Annotated in this window: 16 protein-coding genes and 3 pseudogenes; 9 read left to right on the top strand and 10 right to left on the bottom strand. The window is 65.5% G+C overall.

The annotated features are described in order from the left end of the window. Positions 1 to 264 precede the first annotated feature (264 nt). From sppA to F8S13_21740, 3 genes are read right to left on the bottom strand one after another with little or no spacing between them, the layout of a single operon-like run. Positions 265 to 1935, bottom strand: coding sequence for a signal peptide peptidase SppA (sppA, locus tag F8S13_21750; protein KAB8140873.1), 1671 nt, complete (start codon positions 1933 to 1935; stop codon positions 265 to 267). Positions 1936 to 1938: 3 nt separating this feature from the next. Next, positions 1939 to 2652 carry a response regulator transcription factor gene (locus F8S13_21745; protein KAB8140872.1) on the bottom strand — a complete coding sequence of 238 codons (714 nt, stop codon included), beginning with the start codon at positions 2650 to 2652 and terminating at the stop codon, positions 1939 to 1941. Positions 2653 to 2654: 2 nt separating this feature from the next. Next, positions 2655 to 4280, bottom strand: a complete 1626-nt coding sequence (locus tag F8S13_21740) for a PAS domain-containing protein (GenBank protein ID KAB8140871.1) — start codon at positions 4278 to 4280, stop codon at positions 2655 to 2657. A gap of 135 nt (positions 4281 to 4415) precedes the next feature. Here F8S13_21740 and F8S13_21735 point away from each other — a divergent pair, with 135 nt between their 5' ends. From F8S13_21735 to F8S13_21700, 8 genes are all read left to right on the top strand, one after another. Next, positions 4416 to 4898 carry an Hsp20/alpha crystallin family protein gene (locus F8S13_21735; GenBank protein KAB8140870.1) on the top strand — a complete coding sequence of 161 codons (483 nt, stop codon included), beginning with the start codon at positions 4416 to 4418 and terminating at the stop codon, positions 4896 to 4898. Between the two features lie 393 nt (positions 4899 to 5291). Next, the gene (locus tag F8S13_21730; protein ID KAB8140869.1) at positions 5292 to 5579 is read left to right on the top strand and encodes a hypothetical protein; all 288 of its coding nucleotides are present in this window, start codon (positions 5292 to 5294) and stop codon (positions 5577 to 5579) included. 100 nt (positions 5580 to 5679) lie between these two features. Continuing rightward, positions 5680 to 6174 carry a roadblock/LC7 domain-containing protein gene (locus F8S13_21725; protein KAB8140868.1) on the top strand — a complete coding sequence of 165 codons (495 nt, stop codon included), beginning with the start codon at positions 5680 to 5682 and terminating at the stop codon, positions 6172 to 6174. A gap of 65 nt (positions 6175 to 6239) precedes the next feature. Then, positions 6240 to 6827, top strand: coding sequence for a gliding-motility protein MglA (locus tag F8S13_21720; protein ID KAB8140867.1), 588 nt, complete (start codon positions 6240 to 6242; stop codon positions 6825 to 6827). A 98-nt stretch (positions 6828 to 6925) separates the two neighbouring features. Further along, positions 6926 to 7735 (top strand): DUF4388 domain-containing protein, encoded by an 810-nt coding sequence (locus tag F8S13_21715; protein KAB8140866.1) that lies wholly within the window; start codon positions 6926 to 6928, stop codon positions 7733 to 7735. Between the two features lie 137 nt (positions 7736 to 7872). Continuing rightward, the gene (gene purH / locus F8S13_21710; GenBank protein KAB8140865.1) at positions 7873 to 9390 is read left to right on the top strand and encodes a bifunctional phosphoribosylaminoimidazolecarboxamide formyltransferase/IMP cyclohydrolase; all 1518 of its coding nucleotides are present in this window, start codon (positions 7873 to 7875) and stop codon (positions 9388 to 9390) included. Positions 9391 to 9434: 44 nt separating this feature from the next. Beyond that, complete coding sequence (locus F8S13_21705) at positions 9435 to 10058, top strand: bifunctional phosphoribosyl-AMP cyclohydrolase/phosphoribosyl-ATP diphosphatase HisIE (GenBank protein ID KAB8140864.1); 624 nt, start codon at positions 9435 to 9437, stop codon at positions 10056 to 10058. Between the two features lie 142 nt (positions 10059 to 10200). Next, positions 10201 to 12096 carry a response regulator gene (locus F8S13_21700; GenBank protein KAB8140863.1) on the top strand — a complete coding sequence of 632 codons (1896 nt, stop codon included), beginning with the start codon at positions 10201 to 10203 and terminating at the stop codon, positions 12094 to 12096. Between the two features lie 63 nt (positions 12097 to 12159). Here F8S13_21700 and F8S13_21695 read toward each other — a convergent pair whose 3' ends face one another. From F8S13_21695 to rpoN, 4 genes and pseudogenes are all read right to left on the bottom strand, one after another. After that, complete coding sequence (locus F8S13_21695; GenBank protein KAB8140862.1) at positions 12160 to 12483, bottom strand: GlsB/YeaQ/YmgE family stress response membrane protein; 324 nt, start codon at positions 12481 to 12483, stop codon at positions 12160 to 12162. Positions 12484 to 12656: 173 nt separating this feature from the next. Continuing rightward, positions 12657 to 13016 (bottom strand): annotated as a pseudogene (locus F8S13_21690) (hypothetical protein). Between the two features lie 64 nt (positions 13017 to 13080). After that, positions 13081 to 13305: pseudogene (locus F8S13_21685) on the bottom strand (YggT family protein). 271 nt (positions 13306 to 13576) lie between these two features. Next, on the bottom strand, positions 13577 to 14953 hold the full coding sequence (gene rpoN, locus F8S13_21680) for an RNA polymerase factor sigma-54 (GenBank protein KAB8140861.1): 1377 nt from the start codon (positions 14951 to 14953) through the stop codon (positions 13577 to 13579). Positions 14954 to 15249: 296 nt separating this feature from the next. On the opposite strand from rpoN, the gene F8S13_21675 reads away from it, so the two are divergent. Next, the gene (locus F8S13_21675; GenBank protein KAB8140860.1) at positions 15250 to 15699 is read left to right on the top strand and encodes a hypothetical protein; all 450 of its coding nucleotides are present in this window, start codon (positions 15250 to 15252) and stop codon (positions 15697 to 15699) included. A 73-nt stretch (positions 15700 to 15772) separates the two neighbouring features. On the opposite strand, the gene F8S13_21670 is transcribed toward F8S13_21675, so the two are convergent. From F8S13_21670 to F8S13_21660, 3 genes and pseudogenes are all read right to left on the bottom strand, one after another. Next, positions 15773 to 17146, bottom strand: a complete 1374-nt coding sequence (locus tag F8S13_21670) for a sigma-54-dependent Fis family transcriptional regulator (protein ID KAB8140859.1) — start codon at positions 17144 to 17146, stop codon at positions 15773 to 15775. Between the two features lie 201 nt (positions 17147 to 17347). Next, positions 17348 to 18631: a UDP-N-acetylglucosamine 1-carboxyvinyltransferase gene (gene murA, locus F8S13_21665; GenBank protein KAB8140858.1), complete on the bottom strand. Its 1284-nt coding sequence runs from the start codon at positions 18629 to 18631 to the stop codon at positions 17348 to 17350. A 260-nt stretch (positions 18632 to 18891) separates the two neighbouring features. Further along, a pseudogene (locus F8S13_21660) lies at positions 18892 to 19902 on the bottom strand (hypothetical protein). Between the last annotated feature and the right edge of the window lie 78 nt (positions 19903 to 19980).

The raw sequence follows: 19980 nt of genomic DNA, 5'->3' as shown, positions 1-19980 counted from the left end.
GGCTGCCTCACATCGTTGTCGCGTGTCTTGCGGCCATTATACTCCGGCACCGCTGCTTGGCAGATGTGCCAATGTCACATACGGATAAACAGAAGCAAAAAATGTTCGATGGAGGGTGAAAAATGTTCGACGGAGGGTGGAAAATGCTCGACGGAGGGCGAAAAATGTCCGACGGAGGGCGAAAAATGTTCAACGGAGGGCGATTATTCTTTAACCGATAACGACGCACATAATCGGGCATCGCTATCGGTTCACTATAAGAAGCTACAGCCCCACGAACGGTAGAATAGCCCACAGGCGCGGCCTCAGCCCATCCTCGGCGCAGGCCAGCAGCGCGGCCAGGCCCTCGGCGGGGAAGGGCTGGGGCGGCAGCCCCGCGCCGCCGCGCAGCACCGCGAAGGGCGCGCGCTCGTCTGGCGGCAGCCCGGCCAGCTCCTGGGCCTTGCGGATGCCCTCGGGCAGCCCTCCCAGCGCGTCCACCAGCCCGAGCCGCAGCGCGTCGCTGCCCGACCACACCCGCCCGCCCGCGATTTTCTCCAGCTCGGCCTCGGCCATGCCGCGTCCCGCCACCACCCGCTGCCTGAAGTCGGCGTAGATCGTCTCGATCAGGCGGTGCCACGCGGCGCGCTCGCCCTCGCTCAGCGGCTGGGTGATGCTGTACATGCCGCTGTTCGCGCCGCGCCGGATGTTGGCCGTGTGGATGCTGGCCTTCTCCAGCAGCCCGCCCACTACCGGGCGCATCGCGATCACGCCAATGCTGCCCGTCACCGTGCCCGGCTGCGCGAAGATCGCCGAGGCGGGCGCGGCCAGGTAGTAGCCGCCCGAGGCGGCCATGTCGCCCATCACCACCACCACCGGCTTCTTGGCCTTCAGCCGCAGCACCTCGCGCCAGATCAGGTCGGATGCGAAGGCGTCGCCGCCCGGCGAGTTGACATATACCACGGCGGCGGCGATCTGCCCGCTTCGCTCGGCGGCGCGCACCGCCTGGGCGATGCTGTCTGACCCGGCCTGCACCTGGCCCAGCAGCGGCAGTGGCAGCGGCAGCCGCTGGCTGGCCCCCGCCACAATCGTGCCCTCCACCGGGATGACGGCGACCACACCCTTGCGGTAGCGGGCCATGGGCAAGCGCAGCGCGCCCTTTGCCCTGGCCCACGGGAGCAGCTTGGCCTCCTGGCCCGCGCCCAGGTGCCGAGCCAGTTCATCCTCGTACAGCCGCGCGTCGATCAGGCCCGCCGCCTGCGCATCGGCGCTGCCCATGGGCGCGCGGTCGATCAGCTCGCGGGCCGCCTCGGGCGTGGTGCCGCGCCCCTCGGCCACGGCGGCCAGCAGCGCATGGTAGCGCTGGTCGATCAGCCGCTCCAGCTGGGCGCGGTTCTCGGGCGACATGTCGGCGCGGGTGAAGCGCTCGTAGGCCGCCTTGTAGGGCGAGACGGCCTCGACCTCGGCCACAATCCCCACGCGGGCCAGCGCGTCGCCCAGGTACTGCACCTCGCTGGCGAACCCTGTGGCCTGAAACACCGCGCTGGGCGGCATCACGATCTCGTCGGCGGCGCAGGCCAGGTAGTAGCCCGGCGCGTCGAGCGCGGTGATGTAGGCCACCACGCGCTTGCCCCGCGCGCGGAAGCCCCGCAGCTCGTCGCGCAGGCTCTGGAGCGTGGCCCAGCCCGTGGCCAGCGCGCCGATCTCCAGCAGCACGCCCGTGGACTGCGGGTCGTCGGCCACCTGGGCTAGCTGGCGGCGCAGCGCCGTCAGGCTGGGCTGGGCTGGCCCGCGCCGCAGCAGGCGCTGCCAGCGCGGCGCGTGGGGCGGCAGCTCGGGCAGCGCGCCCCGCAGCGGGATGCGCACGTAGTCCACACGGCAGCGCAGCAGCGCCCGCCAGCCGTTGCGCACGGCCCGCGTGGTGTTGATCAGCGCGGCGATGATGTGCCCGATCATAGGCTACTCGCCGCGCTTAAAGTCGACGAAGCGGTAGCCCACGCCTCGCTCGGTCAGAATGTAGACCGGGCTGGATGGGTCTTCCTCGATCTTCTGCCGCAGGTAGGTGATGTACAGTCGCAGGTAGTGCGACTCGTCGTGGTACTCCGGCCCCCAGACCTTGCTCAGCAGCTGCTCGTGGGTCATCACATAGCCCGCGTTCTGCACCAGGTGGTAGAGCAGGCGGTACTCGGTGGGCCGCAGGTTAATGCGCTCGCCGTTGATCAGCACCTCGCGGCGGGCGAAGTCGATCGTCAGGCGCTCATCCACCTGCACCAGCGTCTGCGGCTCGGGCGGCTGGGTGTAGTGGCGGCGTAGCACCGCACGGATGCGGCTGATCAGCTCGCGGTGGCCGAAGGGCTTGCCGATGTAGTCGTCGGCCCCCAGCTCCAGCCCGCGGATGCGGTCCTCCTCCTCGTCCTTGGCGGTCAGAATGAGCACCGGCACCTGCGAGAAGGTGCGGATGCGCCGCAGTGTCTCGTAGCCGTCCATCCCCGGCATCATGATGTCCAGCAGCACCACGTCGGGCATATCCTCGCGCACGCGGTCGAGCGCCTCGCGCCCGTTCGAGGCGCTGATCACGCGGCAGCCCTCCAGCTCCAGGTTCATGCGCATGAAGTTGACCAGCCGCTGCTCGTCATCCACCACCAGCACCAGTTTATCGCGTATCTCAGACATAGCTATTCCTCATGGGTCAGCAGGCCAAATGGCTTGAAGGGAACCTCGGGTGGCTCGGGCGGCGTGGCGTCGGTCAGCTGCGGGGTGGCCAGGGGCAGCGTGAAGAAGAAGCGCGAGCCGCGCCCCGGCTGGCTCTCGACCCACATGCGCCCGCCGTGGGCCTCGGCCAGCGCCTTGCTCAGAAACAGGCCCAGCCCCGTGCCCGGCGTCGAGCGGCGCAGGCGGTTGTCCACGCGGTAGAAGCGGCGGAACACCAGCGGCTGCTCCTCGGGGGGGATGCCCACGCCCTGGTCGCTGACCGCGATCACGGCGTAGCCGCCGTCGGCGCGGGCCGTCAGGCGGATGGTGCCGCCATCGGGGCTGTATTTCACCGCATTGGAGAGCAGGTTCTCCAAGATCTGGCGCACCCGCTCGCGGTCGGCGTGCACGCTGGGCATGTCCTCGGCCAGCCGCAGCTCGAAGCTGAACGCCTCGCCCGCCTGCACCTGGAAGCGCTCGACCAGATCCTTGGCCAGCGGGGCCAGCGCAAAATCCACCGGGTCGAGCCGCATGCCGCCCGCCTGGAGCCGCGAGGCATCCAGCAGGCCCTGGATCTGCGCGGCCAGCCGGTCGGACTCCTCGGCGATCACGTGCAGGCCGTCGAGCATGGTTGCCGCATCCCAGTGCGCATCCTCGCGGGCCAGCGTCTCGGCGTAGCCCTTGATGATGCTCACCGGGGTCTTCAGCTCGTGCGAGACCACGGAGATGAAGGTGTTCTGCATCTCCTCCTCGATCCGCTGGCGGGTGATGTCGCGCACATTGGCGATCGCGCTCTGGAACTCGCCGCCCGCGCCGCGCTGCACCGCGTAGCGGCTCTGCACATAGCGCTGTCGCCCGTCGCGCGCGCCGATCCAGCCCTCCACCACCGGGTCGTCCGGTGCGGGCTGGCGGTGCAGCGGGCAGTCCACCTGGCAGATATTCACGCCCTGGGGCGTGCAGATGCCCAGCACCTCGGCGCAGGGGCGGCCCATGGCCTCATCGCGCGACCAGCCGGTCAGCCGCTCCATCGCGCGGTTGAACGTGGTGATCCGCCAGCGCGCATCAAGGATCATCACCCCGTCGGCGCTCTGCTCGATGATCGCATCCAGATGCTGCTTCTCGCGTAGCACGCCCTGGTACAGCCGCGCGTTGGTCACGGCGATCGCGGCCTGGTCGGCAAACGCGGTGAGCAGATCCTGCTCCTCGCGGGTGAAGGCCACGTTCACGGCGGCGCGAAACACATAGATGATGCCGATAGCATTGCCGCGAAACACCAGCGGCAGCGCAATAGCCTGGCGCAGCGGCAGCGCGGTGGTGCGGGCGATCTCGCCCAAGGCGCGGCCCACGGCGTAGCTCTCGGTGGGGGGCAGCGCCAGCAGCGGCTCGAAGGCCGACCATGTCTCTCTAGGCAGGCGGGCGGCGGCGTGCACGCGCACCTGCCCATCCTCGTCGCGCAGGCCGATCAGGCCGGATGTGCCGGCCAGCAGATCCACGGCCACATCGATCACGAGGTTGAGCACGTACCCAAGGTCGAGCTGCTCGGTCAGGGCGCTGCTGATCCGCAGCAGCAGCTCGCGCTGGCGAAGTCGTTTGTCGGAGGTATCTAACATTGCTCTAGCGCTCCACAGACGCTATTCTAACATACGCTGAATATACTAATACACGTACGGCAACGCGGCAGATGGACAGCAAAAGTCGAGCCGCGGGCCACCTGACATAGATAAATGATACAAGGAGAAGTTGCCATGACAAGCCTGAATCGCTGGGACCCTGTCCAGGACATGATGACTCTGCGCGAGGCCATGCAGCAGCTGTTTGAGGATAGTGTCGTCTCGCCTGCTGCCGCCCCGCGCCGCCCAGGCGCTGCCTTCGCCCCCGCCATGGATCTGAGCGAGACCAAGGACGCCTTTGTGGTCGAGGCCGCCGTGCCCGGCCTGAAGCCTGAGGATCTGGACATCACCGTCGAGAACAACGTGCTCACCATCCGTGGCGAGGTCAAGCAGGATCAGGAGAGCAAGGAGCGCAGCTACCACCGTGTCGAGCGCCGGTTTGGCGCGTTCCAGCGCAGCATCTCGCTGCCCACCACGGTCAACGCCGAGGGCATCCGCGCCAGCCTAGAGCACGGCGTGCTCAACCTAGTCATCCCCAAGGCCGAGGCGCTCAAGCCGCGCAAGATCAGCGTGAGCGTGGGCGCTGGCCAGCCCGAGCTGGCGGCGAGCAACAACTAAGCTTGGCAGCATGCCTGGCCGTTTGGCGGCTAGGCACCCGCGCTGGGGCGCGGCCACACGATCGTGTGGCCGCGCCTTTTTTGTTTTGCTGGGCAAACATTTACACTTCGCCGCCAGCTTGGGCCAAAGCGGCGCTGTAAGTGTCGGCCCTCGCGGCCACGATCTGCTGTGCATCTCGATTTCGCACAGGCTAAGCCTAGGTCATCGCTATGCTTTGTAGTGACATGAGTACTATGCTATACCTATGAGCGCACCCGCCGATTACTATTTACAAACAGTACTGGACAGCCCGTGGTGGGTATGATATGATGACAAACAATTCCGACCCGATATCCTGTCTTCCGTGTCCGACGGCAGGGCTGCGAATCAGCACATGCGGTAAGGAGGGCGCATATGCGCCTGGATCTGAGTAGCAAACGTGCAAAAAAGCTTATCCGCGATCATAACCTCACCGAGGAAGAAATCCTTCAGATTGTGGCATCGGCGCGGATTAACCTCGCAACGTTTGATCCTGAATACCGAACAAATGTTACTCAGATCGCCGACGATCTCAGCAAGAGCCGCCCAACCATCTACGGGTGGGCAGATCGCGCAATTTCTGCTACTATTCACTCGCTGCGGAACATCCGCACTGGTCGGCCGCCGAAAGAGAAAGAGCGCGCGAATGGCGCCGAGGCATGATCGCAGGCGCGTCTCGCTGACGAATGTAGTATAATAGCAGCGTCGGGCAGGATCGCGTTTCCCCGGCGCGGGTACCACAGCAAACAGGATAGGATACGCCATGGATCCACAGCTCACCAGTGTCATTGTCCCGACTGAAGAGGTAGCCCAGATCGAGGAGTGTCTGGCGCACCTTGTCGAGGATACGCAGGGGAACCATGCTCTGCTTCTCGACAAAAGTGGGCAAGTCATTGCATCTCAGGGCGATAGCAGCCGCCAGGATATTACCGCGCTGGGCGCGCTGATAGCTGGTACCTTTGCGTCCTCGCGCGAAGTCGCAAAGCTGCTGCGTGAGAAAGATTTCCGCATGCTCTTTCAGCAGGGCGTGCGCGAAAACATCTTCATTGCTCTGATCGAAGAGCAGTGGATTCTCTGCATTATCTTCAACAAAGGTACGCACATCGGCCTTGTCAAGGTGCTGACCAAGAAGGCCACCGACGAGCTGAGCGCCGTGCTCGAGCGCGTGCGGCAACAGCACAAGGCCCGGGATGATGTTCTTGGTTCGTCTTTCCGCACTTCTATGGAAGATACGATCGATCTGCTGTTCCGTGATTAGCCGCGGGGCCGCCTTCTAATGACGCTTGTACTTTCCCTGAGAGTTATGGCATACGAGAGGACCGTATGGCCCTGATTAACGTTGCAGCACGCGAGATCCACTGCAAGATTGTCTACTATGGCCCTGGTATGGGCGGTAAGACGAGCAATCTGCAGTACATTCACAGCGCCGTCCCCAAAGAGGTCAAGGGCGAGCTTCTCTCCATCGCAACTGAAACCGAGCGCACCCTTTTCTTCGACTTCCTGCCGCTTGACCTCGGCAAGGTGCGTGGCTTCCAGACGCGATTCCATCTCTACACCGTGCCTGGCCAGGTGCTCTACGAGCGCACCCGTGTGGCGGTGCTCAACGGCGCTGACGGCGTGGTGTTCGTGGCCGACTCGCAGCGGCACAAACTTGAGGAAAACCTCAAGAGCCTGCGCGAGCTTGCCCAAAACATCACGAAGATGAATAAGAACTTTCGGGAGTTCCCGATCGTCCTTCAGTACAACAAAGCCGATCTCCCCAATCGCCTGCCTTCCGACAAGCTCGATCAGTTTCTCAACCCGCCATCGCTTGGCACCAACTGGCCGCGCATTGAGGCAGTGGCGACGCGCGGCGACGGGGTCTTTGATACCCTGAAGGCAATTAGTCGGTTGGTCATAAGCAAGCTGTGATCGAGCTTTGAGTTTTGAGCTCGCAGGTTCGATCCCTATCGTCGATACCATTGCGATGCCCGCTCAGCAACTCAAAACTTAGAACTGAGAACTGTCGTATGGCGCTTGAAGGCGATCTGAGCGAGTTCCACCTGACCGATATCATCCAGCTGGTCGATCTGAGCAAGAAGACCGGCGGGGTGTTTCTGCAGGGGGCGCGCGGCGCAGAAACACTTGAGGGTTGGCTCTACTTTCGCGATGGAAAGATCGTCGGCGCACAGCTTGGCAATCTGCCCCCGCTTGAGGCGGCGTATACCTTCTTCACCTTTTCCTCTGGTCCGTTCCGCTTCCACGATGACGTCTCCATCGAAGGCTCGCCGATCACGCTGAGCAATGAGATGATGATCATGGAGGGGATCATGCGCCAGGAGGCGTGGGAGAAGCTGCAGTCGCAGCTGCCCTCGCTGTCAATGGTTCCTCGGCTGGTCACAAACCCCTCCTCGACAAGCAACGAGATCAATATCGAGGCCGAGGAGTGGCGCGTCCTAACTATGGTGAACGGCAAGAATACAATCGCTCAGATCTCTCAGCGCAGCGGCCTGGGCGAGCTTCGCACCTGCGAGATCATCGCCCGCCTGCTCAGCAACGGCCTGATCGAGCGGCGCGAGACCAACCTGGTCGACTCGCTCTACCCCGAGCTTGAGCGGATCGTCACCAGCGCGCTTGGCCCCTCGGCGCGGGGCCTGCTGGAAGACGCCTACATCCGCGCTGGCATCGAGAACCGCTCGGTGGTGACGCAAGATCAGGCGCTCTCGGCAGTGAATGTGTTTGAGGCCAGCGCCAACCGTGTGTTTGGCCCCAACCGCGTGCGCCAGCCCGCCAATGATGTCCGGTCCTATATCCAAGAGGTCTTCGGGGCTATCGCCTAGAGCCTTATTGGTCATCCTAAGGCTATTCGTGCTATAATCGCGGCCCTGCCCCTGCCGTTGGGGGCAGGGCCGTTGCCGTTTGTTGCGGCCATGGTTTCCCTAGGCGTTTGGCCGCATTAGAGACCAAAGGTAGTACCGTGCGCGCACTCATTAGTGTTTCTGCAAAAGATGGTCTGGACGCGTTTGCGCGAGGGTTGCACGAGCTGGGGGTTGCTATTGTTTCGACGGGGAATACCGCCAAGGCGCTGGCCCAGGCCGGTATCCCCGTCTCCAAAGTGAGCGATCTGACGGGTTTCCCCGAGATCCTTGATGGCCGCGTGAAGACGCTGCATCCCAACATCCACGGCGGGATCTTGGCGCGGCGCGATCTGCCCGAGCACATGGACACGATCAAGGCGCATGGGATTGGGCCGATCGACCTTGTGGTGGTCAACCTCTACCCCTTTCAGCAGACCGTAGCCCGACCCGATGTGACCTTCGAGGATGCGATAGAGAATATCGATATCGGTGGCCCCTCGATGGTGCGCTCGGCGGCCAAAAATCACCAGGATGTGCTGGTGGTGGTGGACCCTGCCGACTACGTGCCGGTGCTGGATGCGCTGCGTGCCAACGCGGTGACGCCCGAGCTGCGGCGGCGGCTGGCGGCCAAGGCTTTCTCCCACACCAGCGCCTACGATGCGGCGATCACCCAGTACCTTGGCGGCGATGCTCTGCCCGCGACGCTGAATGTGGGGCTGCCCAAGGCGCAGGAGCTGCGCTACGGCGAGAACCCGCATCAGCAGGCTGCGCTCTATGGCGACTTTGGCCAGTTCTTCGAGACGCTGCATGGCAAAGAGCTTTCCTACATCAATATCCTCGATATCGCCGCAGCCCAGGAGCTGACCGAAGAGTTCCCTGCTGCCGAGGGCTGCGCGCTGACGATCGTGAAGCACACCAACCCCTGTGGTGTGGGCGTGGGGGCGACCCAGCTGGAGGCTTGGGAGGCTGCTTTTGCGACTGATCGTGAGGCACCGTTTGGCGGGGTCATCGCGATCAACCATCCCATGGAGCTATCGCTGGCCCAGGCGATCGATGAGCTCTTCACCGAGATCTTGATCGCGCCCGATTTCACCCCCGAGGCGCTGGAGCTGCTGCGCAAGAAGAAGAACCGCCGTCTGGTGCGCGCGCTGCGCCCGGTCTCGGCGGAGCGCAGGCTGATGCTGCACAGTGTGCCCGGCGGCCTGCTGGCCCAGGAGTGGGACCGCGCGCCGCTGGCGGGCGAGGAGTGGCAGGTGGTGACAAAGCGCGCGCCCACGCCCAGCGAGGAGCTGGCCATGCGCTTTGGCTGGCGGGTGGTGAAGCACGTGAAGTCGAACGCCATCGTGTACGTGGGCGCAGACCGCACGCTGGGCGTGGGCGCTGGCCAGATGAGCCGCGTCGATAGCTCGCGCGTGGCGGTGGAGAAGGCGGCCCGCGCCGGGCTGTCGCTCCAGGGCTGCGCGATCGCATCGGATGCGCTCTTCCCCTTCCCCGACGGGGTGGAGGTTGCGGCGGCGGCGGGGGCGACGGCGGTCATCCAGCCGGGCGGGTCGGTGCGCGACGACGCGGTGATCGCGGCGGCGGATCGGTTGGGGCTGGCGATGGTGTTTACGGGGCGGCGGCACTTCCGCCACTAAGCAAGCGAGCGGCATGGGGCGCATGTGCCCCATGCCGCTCTGGTCTGGAGAGATCGGTGAAATACGACGACAACGGCCTCATCCCGGTGATCGTGCAGCACGCCCGCAGCGGCGAGGTGCTGATGCTGGGCTACATGAACGAGGAGGCCCTGCGAAGGACGCGCGAGACACGGCAGGTGACATTCTGGAGCCGCAGCCGCCAGAGCTACTGGACCAAGGGCGAGACATCGGGGAATGTGCTGGATCTGGTCGCGATTCGCCAGGACTGCGATGGCGATGCGCTGCTGGTGCTGGCCGAGCCACACGGCCCGACCTGCCACACCGGCGAGCCGACTTGCTTCCACCGCGATCTTGAGGGCGAGATCCACCACGAGCCAGTCCCTGCGCTGGCCGAGCTCTCACGGCTGGCCGATGTGGTCAAGAAGCGCAATGCCGAGCGCCCTGAGGGCTCGTACACCACCAAGCTGCTGATCGGCGGGGTCGATCGGATCGGCAAGAAGATCGGCGAGGAGGCGACCGAGGTGGTGATCGCAGCGAAAAATGCCTCGCACACCGAGCTTTCTTGGGAGCTGGCCGATCTGCTCTACCACAGCTTGGTGCTGCTAGAGGACCAGGGCTTGCCGCTTGAGTCGGTGCTGGCCGAGCTACGTGGGCGGCACGGCGGCTAGGCCACACGGCTGCGCTGGCCTGGCTTGTGCGCTGTGGGGGCACGCCGCGTTGCGACGCGCCCCCAATGCTATACCTCTATCTCTGGAGGCTGCACTCTGGTGTTGCCCGCCATGCTTGTGAAGGGTAAAGGTCACAGAACCCATGGGCACCGATTCTGGCCGCGCGTTGGTAATAGATGATGAGCGCTCCATCCGCGAGCTGTGCGTGATGGTGCTGGCCCAGCTTGGCTACTACGTCGAGCAGGCCGACGATGGTGATGTGGCGCTGGAGCTGATCGGCACCGCGGATCCTTTCGATCTGGTGCTGGTGGATGTCCACCTGCCGCGCGTTGGCGGGATCGAGGTGCTGCGCGAGCTTCGCCGATCAAGCCCATCGACGATGGTGGTGGTGATGACGGGCTATGGCTCCTCGGCGCACTCCGATGAGGCGACCCGCCTGGGGGCGCGCGCCGTGCTGCTCAAGCCGTTTTCCATCGAGCTGCTGCGCTCGCTGGCGCGCGAGGTTGTGCCGGGCGCTATGGGCGCGCCGCCCCAGACGCCCATGCTTGCTCATCCGCTCGGCATGGTGAGCGAGCGGCTCATGGGCCAGGCGGATCTTTCCCGTCTCTATCAGCAGATTGTCGATGTGACCCACGAGGTGCTGGCGCTCGAACAGGTGCTGCTGGTGCTGGTGGAGGGCGGGGTGCCCTCGCTGGCGGCATCGCTGCTGCCGCCCGACGAGTCGGCGCGCTGGCTAGACCGCGCCGAGTGGGTGATCGCCCACGGGCGCGTGCTTTCGGTGGTGCCCGATATGCCGCGCCCCGATGGGATCGCCGATCTGGCCTTTGACCCCCAGCATACCTATGTAGCGGTGCCGATGCTGTTTGAGCAGCGAGTGGCGGGCGCGCTCCTGATCGAGCGGCGCACCTCTGGCGGCTGGGGTGCCGCGCAGCACGACATGTTGCTGGCGATCGCCAGTATTGCGGCGGTGGCCATCAGCCAGATGCGGTCGCGCGGTGCGCTGGCTGGCCTGCTGGCCTCGTATCGGGCGGTGCTGGCACAGTCCCAAGATTGCGCACTGCTGCTGGATGGGAAATCGCAGCGGATTGTAGAGGCCAATGCGGCGACTGTGGCGCTCAGCGGGTACAGCCAGGATGCGCTGCAGAAGCTGGCCCCGCAGGCCCTGATCGCTGCCGACTATGTGTATGGCCTGGAAACACGCGTAAACGCGCCCGAGTTTGAGGCTACCCTGCATGCGCGCGGTGGACATAAGATTGCAGTATCGGTGGCGGTTAGCGCGATCGCATATGCCGATCGCCCCTACCTGCTGGTGATCGCCCGCGACATACGCGAGCGCAATCGCCAGACCCAGCAGGCCATCCGCGCCGAGAAGCTCTCGGGCATGGGGCGGCTGAGCGCATCGATTGCCCACGAGGTAAACAACCCGCTGCAGGCGCTGCAAAGCTCGATCAACCTGCTGCTTGAGAATCGCCTCTCGGCAGATCGCCACCGCCAGATCATCCAGATGGCTAACGCGCAGGTCGCGCAGCTGGTGGGGGTGGTGCAGCAGATGATGGACCTCTACCGGCCAGCCATGCGCGAGGGCATGCGCCCGATCTCGTTGCACGAGCTGCTTGAGTCGGTGCTGTCGGCCTATGCGCCGCAGCTGCAGGCGCAGGGCGTGGCGGTGGAGCGCCTGTGGGATGCCTATCTGCCACGGGTGCGCGGGGTGGCCAGCCAGCTGCGCCAGGTGCTCGGCAGCCTGATCCAGAACGCCAGTGAGGCCATGCCCTCCGGGGGCAGGCTGGTGCTGCAGACGGCGGCGGTGGATTCGCCAAGCGGGCGGATGGTGCGGGTGGTGATCTCGGATACGGGCGGCGGAATCGACCCTGAGTCGATGGGCAGCCTGTTTGAGCCGTTCTACAGCACCAAGGTAGATCGCACCGGCCTGAGCCTGGCGGTGAGCTACAGCATTATCGAGCAGCACTCGGGGACGATCACGGTGGAGGCGACTGAGGGTGGGACGGCGTTTGTGGTGTTGCTGCCTGCGATCGGCTAGCTACATATTTCTCTAGGGCATAGCAACGCGCTGGCGGAGCCACCCGCCAGCGCGTTGCTATGCCTACTCGCCAGCGCCGTTGGCGAAGATCGTGCGCCGCCGCCCGCCGCGCAGCAGCGAAAGCACCAGCAGGATGAGGCACGAGCCAAGGAAGGTCCAGATCAGGTCGAAGGTAAAGGTGCCGACCCTGATCAGGATGAGCGATGGCAGCGATGGGATGAAGGCCGCCAGCCCAATCGCGATACCGTTGCCAAGGTATGCGCCTACCACGCCCACCAGCATCACCAGCAGGATCTGGCCGGGGCTGTAGCCCACCACGAACTCGGCGATCGCGCCGCAGATCCCCACGATCGTCACCGCCATAATGATCTCAAGCAGCAGGTCCATGTTGTCTCTCCATATGCGGGCGCGGCAGAGCGCGCCGGGAGGAGTTGAGACCATCGCTATTGCTAGCGGATCTCTTTCCTGGGTGCATTGTAGCGCGTCGGCCCGCCCTCGTCCATATCGATGATCTGCGGGCGGATGCCCTGCGCGAGCTGCCGGGCCATATGTAGGTCGGCCTCGCCAAGGTTCAGCCACCGCGCGGCGATCCACCCAATGGTGAAGGTGGGGATGGGGCCGGTGAAGGGGATGAGCGCCTCGATCAGAGCCTTGTTACGCAGGCTGGGCAGGCCCATGCGGTCAAGAAAGATCCACACGATCGGCGTGGCGAAGATGTCCATCCCTAGATCCAGCAGGTCGAGCATAATGACCAGCGCAATCGGCACATGGCGCATGGTGGTGAAGAAGTCGGCGTCGCGCGGGATGTCGAGCTGGCGGATGGAGCGCACCAGCAGCGCCAGCCCAAGCAGGCCGATGATGACGCATGTGGCGGCGATGATGCCAAATATGGCTAGGAACTGGGTGAAAGCATTATCCATGCGATATCCTTGCGGTTTGGGTGCTACGCCGGGCCAGCAGCCCTAGCGCCAGCATGATGGCGGCCAGCAGCACGAGCAGCGCCAGCGTGGAGAATTCAAGCGTCGCGCCAAATTGCGGCTGCCCAGCATCGAGGGCGGCCAGGGGTGCGCGCAGCACACCGGTGACGGCCAGCAGCGCCGCGAAGGCCGGGTTGTCGGGGCGGGCCGCCATAAGCCGCAGCAGCAGCCGCGCGATCAGCAGGGCCTCGATGGCCCCGAGGGCGCTGAGCAGCGGAGGGAGATAGCGCATGCGATCATTTCCTTTCGGATACGTATCGAGATGCGCTATCATACCATCTTCCCCCGGCGCTGGCGCGGCCTAGCGCAGCTAGGGCCTACGCATGATCGAAACACCAACAATATGTACCACCAAGACTCCAAGGGGACGAATACCACAAAGATATGAAGGGGAAATGGCAATCGCTCGCAGCGGGTCCATTCTGCGCTGGGGCAAACGTCGGCACTGCTTGGCGCGTTGCCCGTTCGCCCCAGCGCAACGGCTGGGTAACGAATAGCCCCTACTAGCGCAGCGTAGAGGGCAGGATGCCCAGCTGCGCGCGGTATTTGGCCACCGTGCGGCGGGCCACGTCGAACCCGCGCTCACCTAGCATCTCCACTAGCTCTTGATCGGTGAGCGGCACCTTCTCGTTGTTGACCAGCTCCTGGATCACATCCTTGATCGAGAGCGATGCGGTGAAGAAGTGGCTGAAGGGGACGATCTGCTTGCTGGGGAGCTGCACAAACTTGTTGGCGGTGGCGCGGCTCACCGTCGACTCGTGCACGCCCACCGCGTTGGCCACCTCGGCGCGGGTCAGCGGCTCCAGGTGGCGCACGCCGTGGCGCAGGTAGGCCTCCTGCCGCTCCACCAGATACTCGGCGATGCGGCGGATGGTCTCGCGGCGCTGGCGGATGTTGGTGAGGAACAGCCGCGCCCGCGACACGAAGGTGCGCAGGTGGTCGCGCTCCTCGACGGAGACCTGCTGCTCGCCAGCGGTGACGGCCTGGGTGAGATCCTGGTAGATCGGGCTGAGCCGCAGGTAGAAGCGGCGCGACTCAACCACTTCGATCACCAGCTTGTCGGCCTCCTCGCGGATGATCACGTCGGGGATGAGGTAGGTGGTCTCGGATGTGGTGTGGCCGTCGCCGGTGCTCTCCAGCGGGAAGGGCCGCAGGTGCTGGCGCATGAAGTCGCGGGCCTCCACCACATCCTCGTAGCTGATGCCGAGGGCCTGGGCGATCACGCCGTAGCGGTGCTCGCCGAGATCGAGCCAGTGGTCAGCTACGATCTTGTGGATGTGGGGGTTGCTGATGCCGGTGGCCTCAAGCCTATCGATCTGGATGAGCAGGCACTCCTGGATGTTGCGCGCGCCCACGCCCGCCGGGCCAAGCTCCTGGAGCTTCTTGAGCACGCGCTCGACGCGTGGGGCATCGGTGCGCAGGATATCGGCGATAATATCGACATCATCGTCGAGGAAGCCTTGGTCGTTGAGCGAGCCGAGCAGGTAGTCGGCGATGCCGTGATCCTCCTGGGGCAGCGAGATGTGCAGGTCGCGCTGCAGGCTCTCCTGCAGCGAGATCGGCGCGGCGATGGCCAGCATGGGGTCGAACTCGTCGTCGGGCGGCGTGCCGCTGCTATCGTCGCGCTCGGCCTCGGCTAGGCGCATGTCCTCGTGGAGGCAGTAGATGCAGGTCGCACCGCTCAGCGGGCGACCGCAGCGGCTGCACAGCGACTCCTCGCTCTCCAGCTGCTCAAGGGCCGGGTTGTCCTCGATCTCCTGCTGCACCAGCTGCTGCAGCTCGGTGTTCGAGAGCACCAGCATGTTGTTGAGCGCGATCAGTGCGGGCGATGCACGCATCTGCTGCTGCGGCAGCAGCCCCATCCCCATCGACATATCCATCATCTGTGCATCCTCGTTGCTAGTTCCCCAACAGTTTTCTGCGCCCGCCGCCAGAGATGGGGACCAAAAAGCTCTGGTGGCACGTTTTTTGTAGTGTGTATCTCAGGTACATCAGCAGCGTGTCACAGATCGCTCAGCCGCTCGCTATCGTCGGTAGGATACTACGATGATATGCTCAGGGCAGATCTTCACGGTGGCACACTTCCTGCTCTTTTCAAGAACCGTACCACCGTTTGCTCGCACGGCGCTGATAAAAATGAGAGTTTTCTCTCGTCGCTCAAAAAGGAGAGACGCATATGATCCACGCTCCCTCGACAACCTTCACCAAATCGAACGAGACGGCCTCATCGTCGCGGCGCGTGCGGCTGGGCATGCCGCTGCTGCTGGCTATGGGTGTGGTGCTGCTGGTTGCGATTGTGGCTGGCGTCTCGATTAGCGCGGCGGCAGTGCCTGCGGCCACGCCGGTGGCCGCTGCGGCGGACGTGATGGCGGTACGCACGGCGGTGCTGGATCGACTGGATGGTGTGGCTGCCGACCCTATGGTGGAAGCCGGGGCGGGCGCGCTGGCTCCGGCCAGCAGCGTGCGCGGCCTGAGCGTGGGTGGCACCAGCTACTACTACTACGTTGAGGGGCAGCGCGGCTACGACCCGCTGAGCCGAGGCGAGGTTGCGCCGAGCCAGGTGCGCGAGGTGCTGCGCGACGCACGCGGCGCGAGCACGCTGGTGATCTATACGATAGCGCGGTAGTGTTGCGACGAGGGGGAGCGTGGGCGGCTCGGCCGCAGGCCCGCAGGCGACAGCCTGCGGGCCTTTGTGTGCGCTAGACCGAGAGGCTGTGGGTCTTCAGGCGCTTGCCCAGCTCGGCAGTGGAGATCTGAAGCCTGCGGGCGGCCTCGTCGGCGTCGCCGTCGGCCTGGCGCAGCGCCTCCTGCAGCAAGATCCGCTCGACGTCGGCCAGCACCTGGGCCAGGCCGTCGCGGTTGCGCACGCGGTTTGCCAGGTCGATCTGGGCGGGCTGGCCTGCCGTGCCCAGGCTGAGGATCTGGCTGGTGACCACCCGGCCCTGCGAGAGCGTGACGGCGCGCTCGATCTCGTTTTCGAGCTGGCGCACGTTGCCGGGCCAGTCGTACTCCTCGATGCGCTGCATGGCCTCTTCCGAGATACGGGTAGGCTGGGCGGTGGGCTTGAAGCGATACTTGTTGAGAAAGTGCTCGACCAGCAGCGCCAGATCGCCCCGGCGCTCGCGCAGCGGCGGCATGTGGATGTTGACCACGTTGAGCCGGTAGTACAGATCCTCGCGGAAGTTGCCCAGCCGCACCTCCTCAAGCAGGTCGCGGTTGGTGGCGGCGATCACGCGCACATCCACTTTGAACGCGCCCGCGCCGCCCACGCGCTCGATCTCGCTCTCCTGGAGCACGCGCAGCAGCTTCTTCTGCACCGGCAGCGAGATCTCGCCCACCTCATCCAGGAAGATCGTGCCCTTATTGGCCAGCTCGAAGCGGCCCTTGCGCTGGGCCATCGCGCCGGTGAACGCGCCCTTCTCGTGGCCGAACAGCTCGCTCTCGATCAGGGTCTCGGGCAGGGCCGCGCAGTTCACCGGGATGAACGCGCCCTTGCGCCCCGAGTTCTGGTGGATGATGTTGGCCACCAGCTCCTTGCCGGTGCCAGTCTCGCCGGTGATCAGCACCGACGCCTCGGATGCGGCCACCAGGCCCACGGTCTTGTAGATCTCGCGCATGGCGGGGCTGCGCCCGATCATGCGGTCCTCGGGCGAGCGCTGCTCAAGCTGGCGCACGCGCGAGGCCAGGGCGCGGTGCTCGAACAGGCGGCGGATGGTGACGACCACCTCCTCGTTGTCGAAGGGCTTCATCAGGTAGTCGTATGCGCCCATCTGCATGGCGCGGATCGCGCTCGACGATGTGCCGTAGCCCGTGATCATGATCACCGGCACGTCGTTGTTGTTGGCGCGCAGCTTTTCCAGAATATCTATGCCGCTGATCCCAGGCATCTTGAGGTCGAGCAGCAGCAGGCCATAGGTCTCGCCGCCGTCGATGCGGCTCATCACATCGGTGCCCGATGCGACGGCATCGACCTCGTAGCCCTCGTCGGTCAGCAGGTCGGAAAGTAGCTCGCGCAGCCCTTCCTCATCATCCGCGATGAGAATACGCTCGCGGGTGGTTGGTTCTGATGCCACGGTTCTTCCTTTGCTTTCTGTGTTTCGTGTGGCCTGTATTGTAGCATAGCTTCCTGCCTTTGCACCGCTGGCCGTGAGGCAGCGCGGCGCACCCTGGGGCAGAGGAAGAAGATTGCGCTGGCGAGATGAGCAGGTTTCGTGCCGAGGTGCCGCTGCCCGCCGGGCGGCTGGGGGCGAGCAGGCGCGCCCCCAGCGCGGCGGCTACACGCGCCGGATGCGCGCCCCCAGCGCCTGCAGCCGCTGGTCGATGCGCTCGTAGCCACGGTCGATCTGATTAATATTATAGATCACGCTGCGGCCCTGGGCGCAGAGCGCCGCGATCAGCAGGGCCATGCCCGCGCGGATGTCGGGGCTTGGCAGGCCCTCTGGCTCGCCGTAGAGCTGGCTGGCCCCGGTGACGACCGCCCGGTGCGGGTCGCACAGCACGATTCGCGCGCCCATGCCGATCAGGCGGTCGACGAAGAACAGGCGGCTCTCGAACATCTTCTCGTGGATCAGGATGGTGCCGCGAGCCTGGGTGGCCACCACCAGCGCGATGCTGATCAGGTCGGGGTTGAAGCCGGGCCAGGGGGCCGAGTCGATCTTGGGGATGGCGTTGTGGGCGTCCTCGCGCACGCACAGCTCCTGCTGGGCGGGCACCACGATGTCGCCGCCATCCACATCCCAGCGCACGCCCAGCTTGCCGAAGGCGATGGCGGTCATGCGGTGCTCGTCGGGGCGGCACTGGGCGATCCGGATGCTGCTGCGGGTGACGGCGGCCAGGCCGATGAATGAGGCCACCTCCATGAAATCTGGCCCGATAGTGTGCTCGCCGCCGCCCAGCGCTGCCACGCCCTCGATCGTGAGCAGGTTGGTGCCCACGCCGCCGATCTTGGCCCCCAGCGTGTTGAGCATGGTGCACAGATCCTGCACGTGCGGCTCGGATGCAGCGTTGCGGATGACGGTGGTGCCCTCGGCCAGCACGGCGGCCATGATCGCCTGCTCGGTGCCGGTGACGCTCATCTCATCCAGGAAGATGTCGGTGCCGCGCAGCCGCTCGGCGCGCAGCACGTAGGCGGTGGGCGTCACCTCGATCGACGCGCCTAGCTCCTGCAGGGCCAGAAAGTGGGTGTCCAGCCGCCGCCGCCCGATCAGATCGCCGCCGGGGCGCGGCAGGGTGACGAAGCCGCGCCGCGCCAGCAGCGGCCCGGCCAGCAGGATGGACGTGCGGATCTTGCGGGCGGTGGCGACCTCGGGCTGGGTGTCGCCGACCCCAGCGGCGCAGATCGCCCACGAGTGCTCGCCGCGCCGCTCGACCCGCGCCCCTAACTTCTCGATCAGCGCCAGCTTGTTGGCCACATCGCCGATCTGGGGGACGTTGTGCAGCACCACTTCTTTGTCGGTCAGCAGCGTGGCGGCGATCAGCGGCAGCGCCGCGTTTTTGTTGCCCGCTGGGGTGATGGTGCCGCTGAGCTGCTGGCCGCCCTCGATGGTAAAGCTTTCCACAGTGACTCCTAGAGATGTGTGTTGGGTTTCAATCGTGTTGTTCTTGGCTGGGGTAGACAGCGCGGCGCAGGAAGGTCGGGCTGGCCCCGATCCCCTGCGCCGCGAGCTGGTGGGCTATGCTACTTTTCGCTCTGATCCTCGATGGCCTGGTCGGGCTTCTTCTGGCCGGGCAGCATGCTGCGGATGCGCTGGAAGATGCCCGGCTTCTCGGCTGCGGGGGCGGCCAGCTCGGGCGCTGGCCCGGGCAGCTGGGCTGGCTCGCCGGGCTTCTTGCCGGGCGTCATCTGCTTGGCCTTGTCGGCCAGCTCCTTGGCGCGCTGCCTGCCGATGCCGATGGCCTGCTGGGTAATGGTGTTCAGCTGCTCTTTGGTCAGCATCTCGCCGCGCGCGAACCAGCCCCAGGCCGCCACGCCGGTGGCGTAGGTGCCGCCGTAGGCGATCGCCACCTTGGGCACCACGCCCCACACCGGCACCAGGCCCACCAGGGTGCGGGCCAGCTGCCGCCACACGAAGCCGCCGCCGATCACCGGCGCGAGCTCCATGATCCGCTCCTGGAAGTCGGGCTTCGCGCCGTGGGCCAGCGCCATGCGGTAGACCATCAGCGCCTGGTTCTTGGTGAGCACCACGATGTCGGCGATCGCGAACGGCACGCTGATCACGGGGATCTGTTCGGGCAGGCTGGTGCCCAGCGCGTAGGTGGCGTTGGTGAAGCTGCTGGTGTTGACCAGATCGCGGGTGTAGGGGATGCGCAGCCCCGGCAGCCGCCGCGCGGCGGCCAGGTGCAGCTCGCTGGGCAGCCGCTCGAACACCGCCGAGGCCAGATTGTCCGAGGCGTTCAGCGCCGCCGGGTCGGGCAGGATGACGGTGGTGGGAGCCAGCGCGCGCGGCAGCGTGACGCCGCCCAGCGGCGCGGTGCCGAACACCAGCGCGATCAGCGTGGGGATGCTGGCGCGCTCCACTAGGGCCAGCGCATCGGCGTCGGCCTGGGCCAGCGGCGCGCGCGCGTCGACAGCGATGATCAGCAACGTGGCGCTGCGGATGCTGGCGCTCTGCTGGTTGGCCTGCTCGAAGGGAATGTGCTCGATGGGGTTGAGCCCCACCTGGCCGTAGCGGTCGTCGCCGGTGTGCAGCAGCTTGTCGATGGCGTCGATGGCTGCGGGGTGGCCGACGGCGACGATCGAGAAGGGCTTCTCGGCCTCGACGCGGATGGCGCTGACGTCGATCTCGCGCAGGGTTGACCAGATGTTGCCGAAGTCTGACCATTTGGGCACGAACGCACCTCATAGTGAACGCGGCGTAGGATCCGTGTGTTTCGCCAAGGCTAGTGCGCGTGGCAGTAGCAGCTTCCC

Source organism: Chloroflexia bacterium SDU3-3 (assembly GCA_009268125.1).
Taxonomy (GTDB): Bacteria; Chloroflexota; Chloroflexia; order Chloroflexales; family Roseiflexaceae; genus SDU3-3.
Note: the sequence above shows the minus strand (reverse complement) of the source record. Positions and strands in the feature narration are given on the sequence as shown.

What these genes read in the sequence shown, in the direction of transcription:
- sppA (KAB8140873.1), bottom strand. Translation starts at nt 1,935, where the DNA reads ATGATCGGGCACATCATCGCCGCGCTGATCAACACCACGCGGGCCGTG.
- F8S13_21745 (KAB8140872.1), bottom strand. Translation starts at nt 2,652, where the DNA reads ATGTCTGAGATACGCGATAAACTGGTGCTGGTGGTGGATGACGAGCAG.
- F8S13_21740 (KAB8140871.1), bottom strand. Translation starts at nt 4,280, where the DNA reads ATGTTAGATACCTCCGACAAACGACTTCGCCAGCGCGAGCTGCTGCTG.
- F8S13_21735 (KAB8140870.1), top strand. Translation starts at nt 4,416, where the DNA reads ATGACAAGCCTGAATCGCTGGGACCCTGTCCAGGACATGATGACTCTG.
- F8S13_21730 (KAB8140869.1), top strand. Translation starts at nt 5,292, where the DNA reads ATGCGCCTGGATCTGAGTAGCAAACGTGCAAAAAAGCTTATCCGCGAT.
- F8S13_21725 (KAB8140868.1), top strand. Translation starts at nt 5,680, where the DNA reads ATGGATCCACAGCTCACCAGTGTCATTGTCCCGACTGAAGAGGTAGCC.
- F8S13_21720 (KAB8140867.1), top strand. Translation starts at nt 6,240, where the DNA reads ATGGCCCTGATTAACGTTGCAGCACGCGAGATCCACTGCAAGATTGTC.
- F8S13_21715 (KAB8140866.1), top strand. Translation starts at nt 6,926, where the DNA reads ATGGCGCTTGAAGGCGATCTGAGCGAGTTCCACCTGACCGATATCATC.
- F8S13_21700 (KAB8140863.1), top strand. Translation starts at nt 10,201, where the DNA reads ATGGGCACCGATTCTGGCCGCGCGTTGGTAATAGATGATGAGCGCTCC.
- F8S13_21695 (KAB8140862.1), bottom strand. Translation starts at nt 12,483, where the DNA reads ATGGACCTGCTGCTTGAGATCATTATGGCGGTGACGATCGTGGGGATC.
- rpoN (KAB8140861.1), bottom strand. Translation starts at nt 14,953, where the DNA reads ATGGATATGTCGATGGGGATGGGGCTGCTGCCGCAGCAGCAGATGCGT.
- F8S13_21675 (KAB8140860.1), top strand. Translation starts at nt 15,250, where the DNA reads ATGATCCACGCTCCCTCGACAACCTTCACCAAATCGAACGAGACGGCC.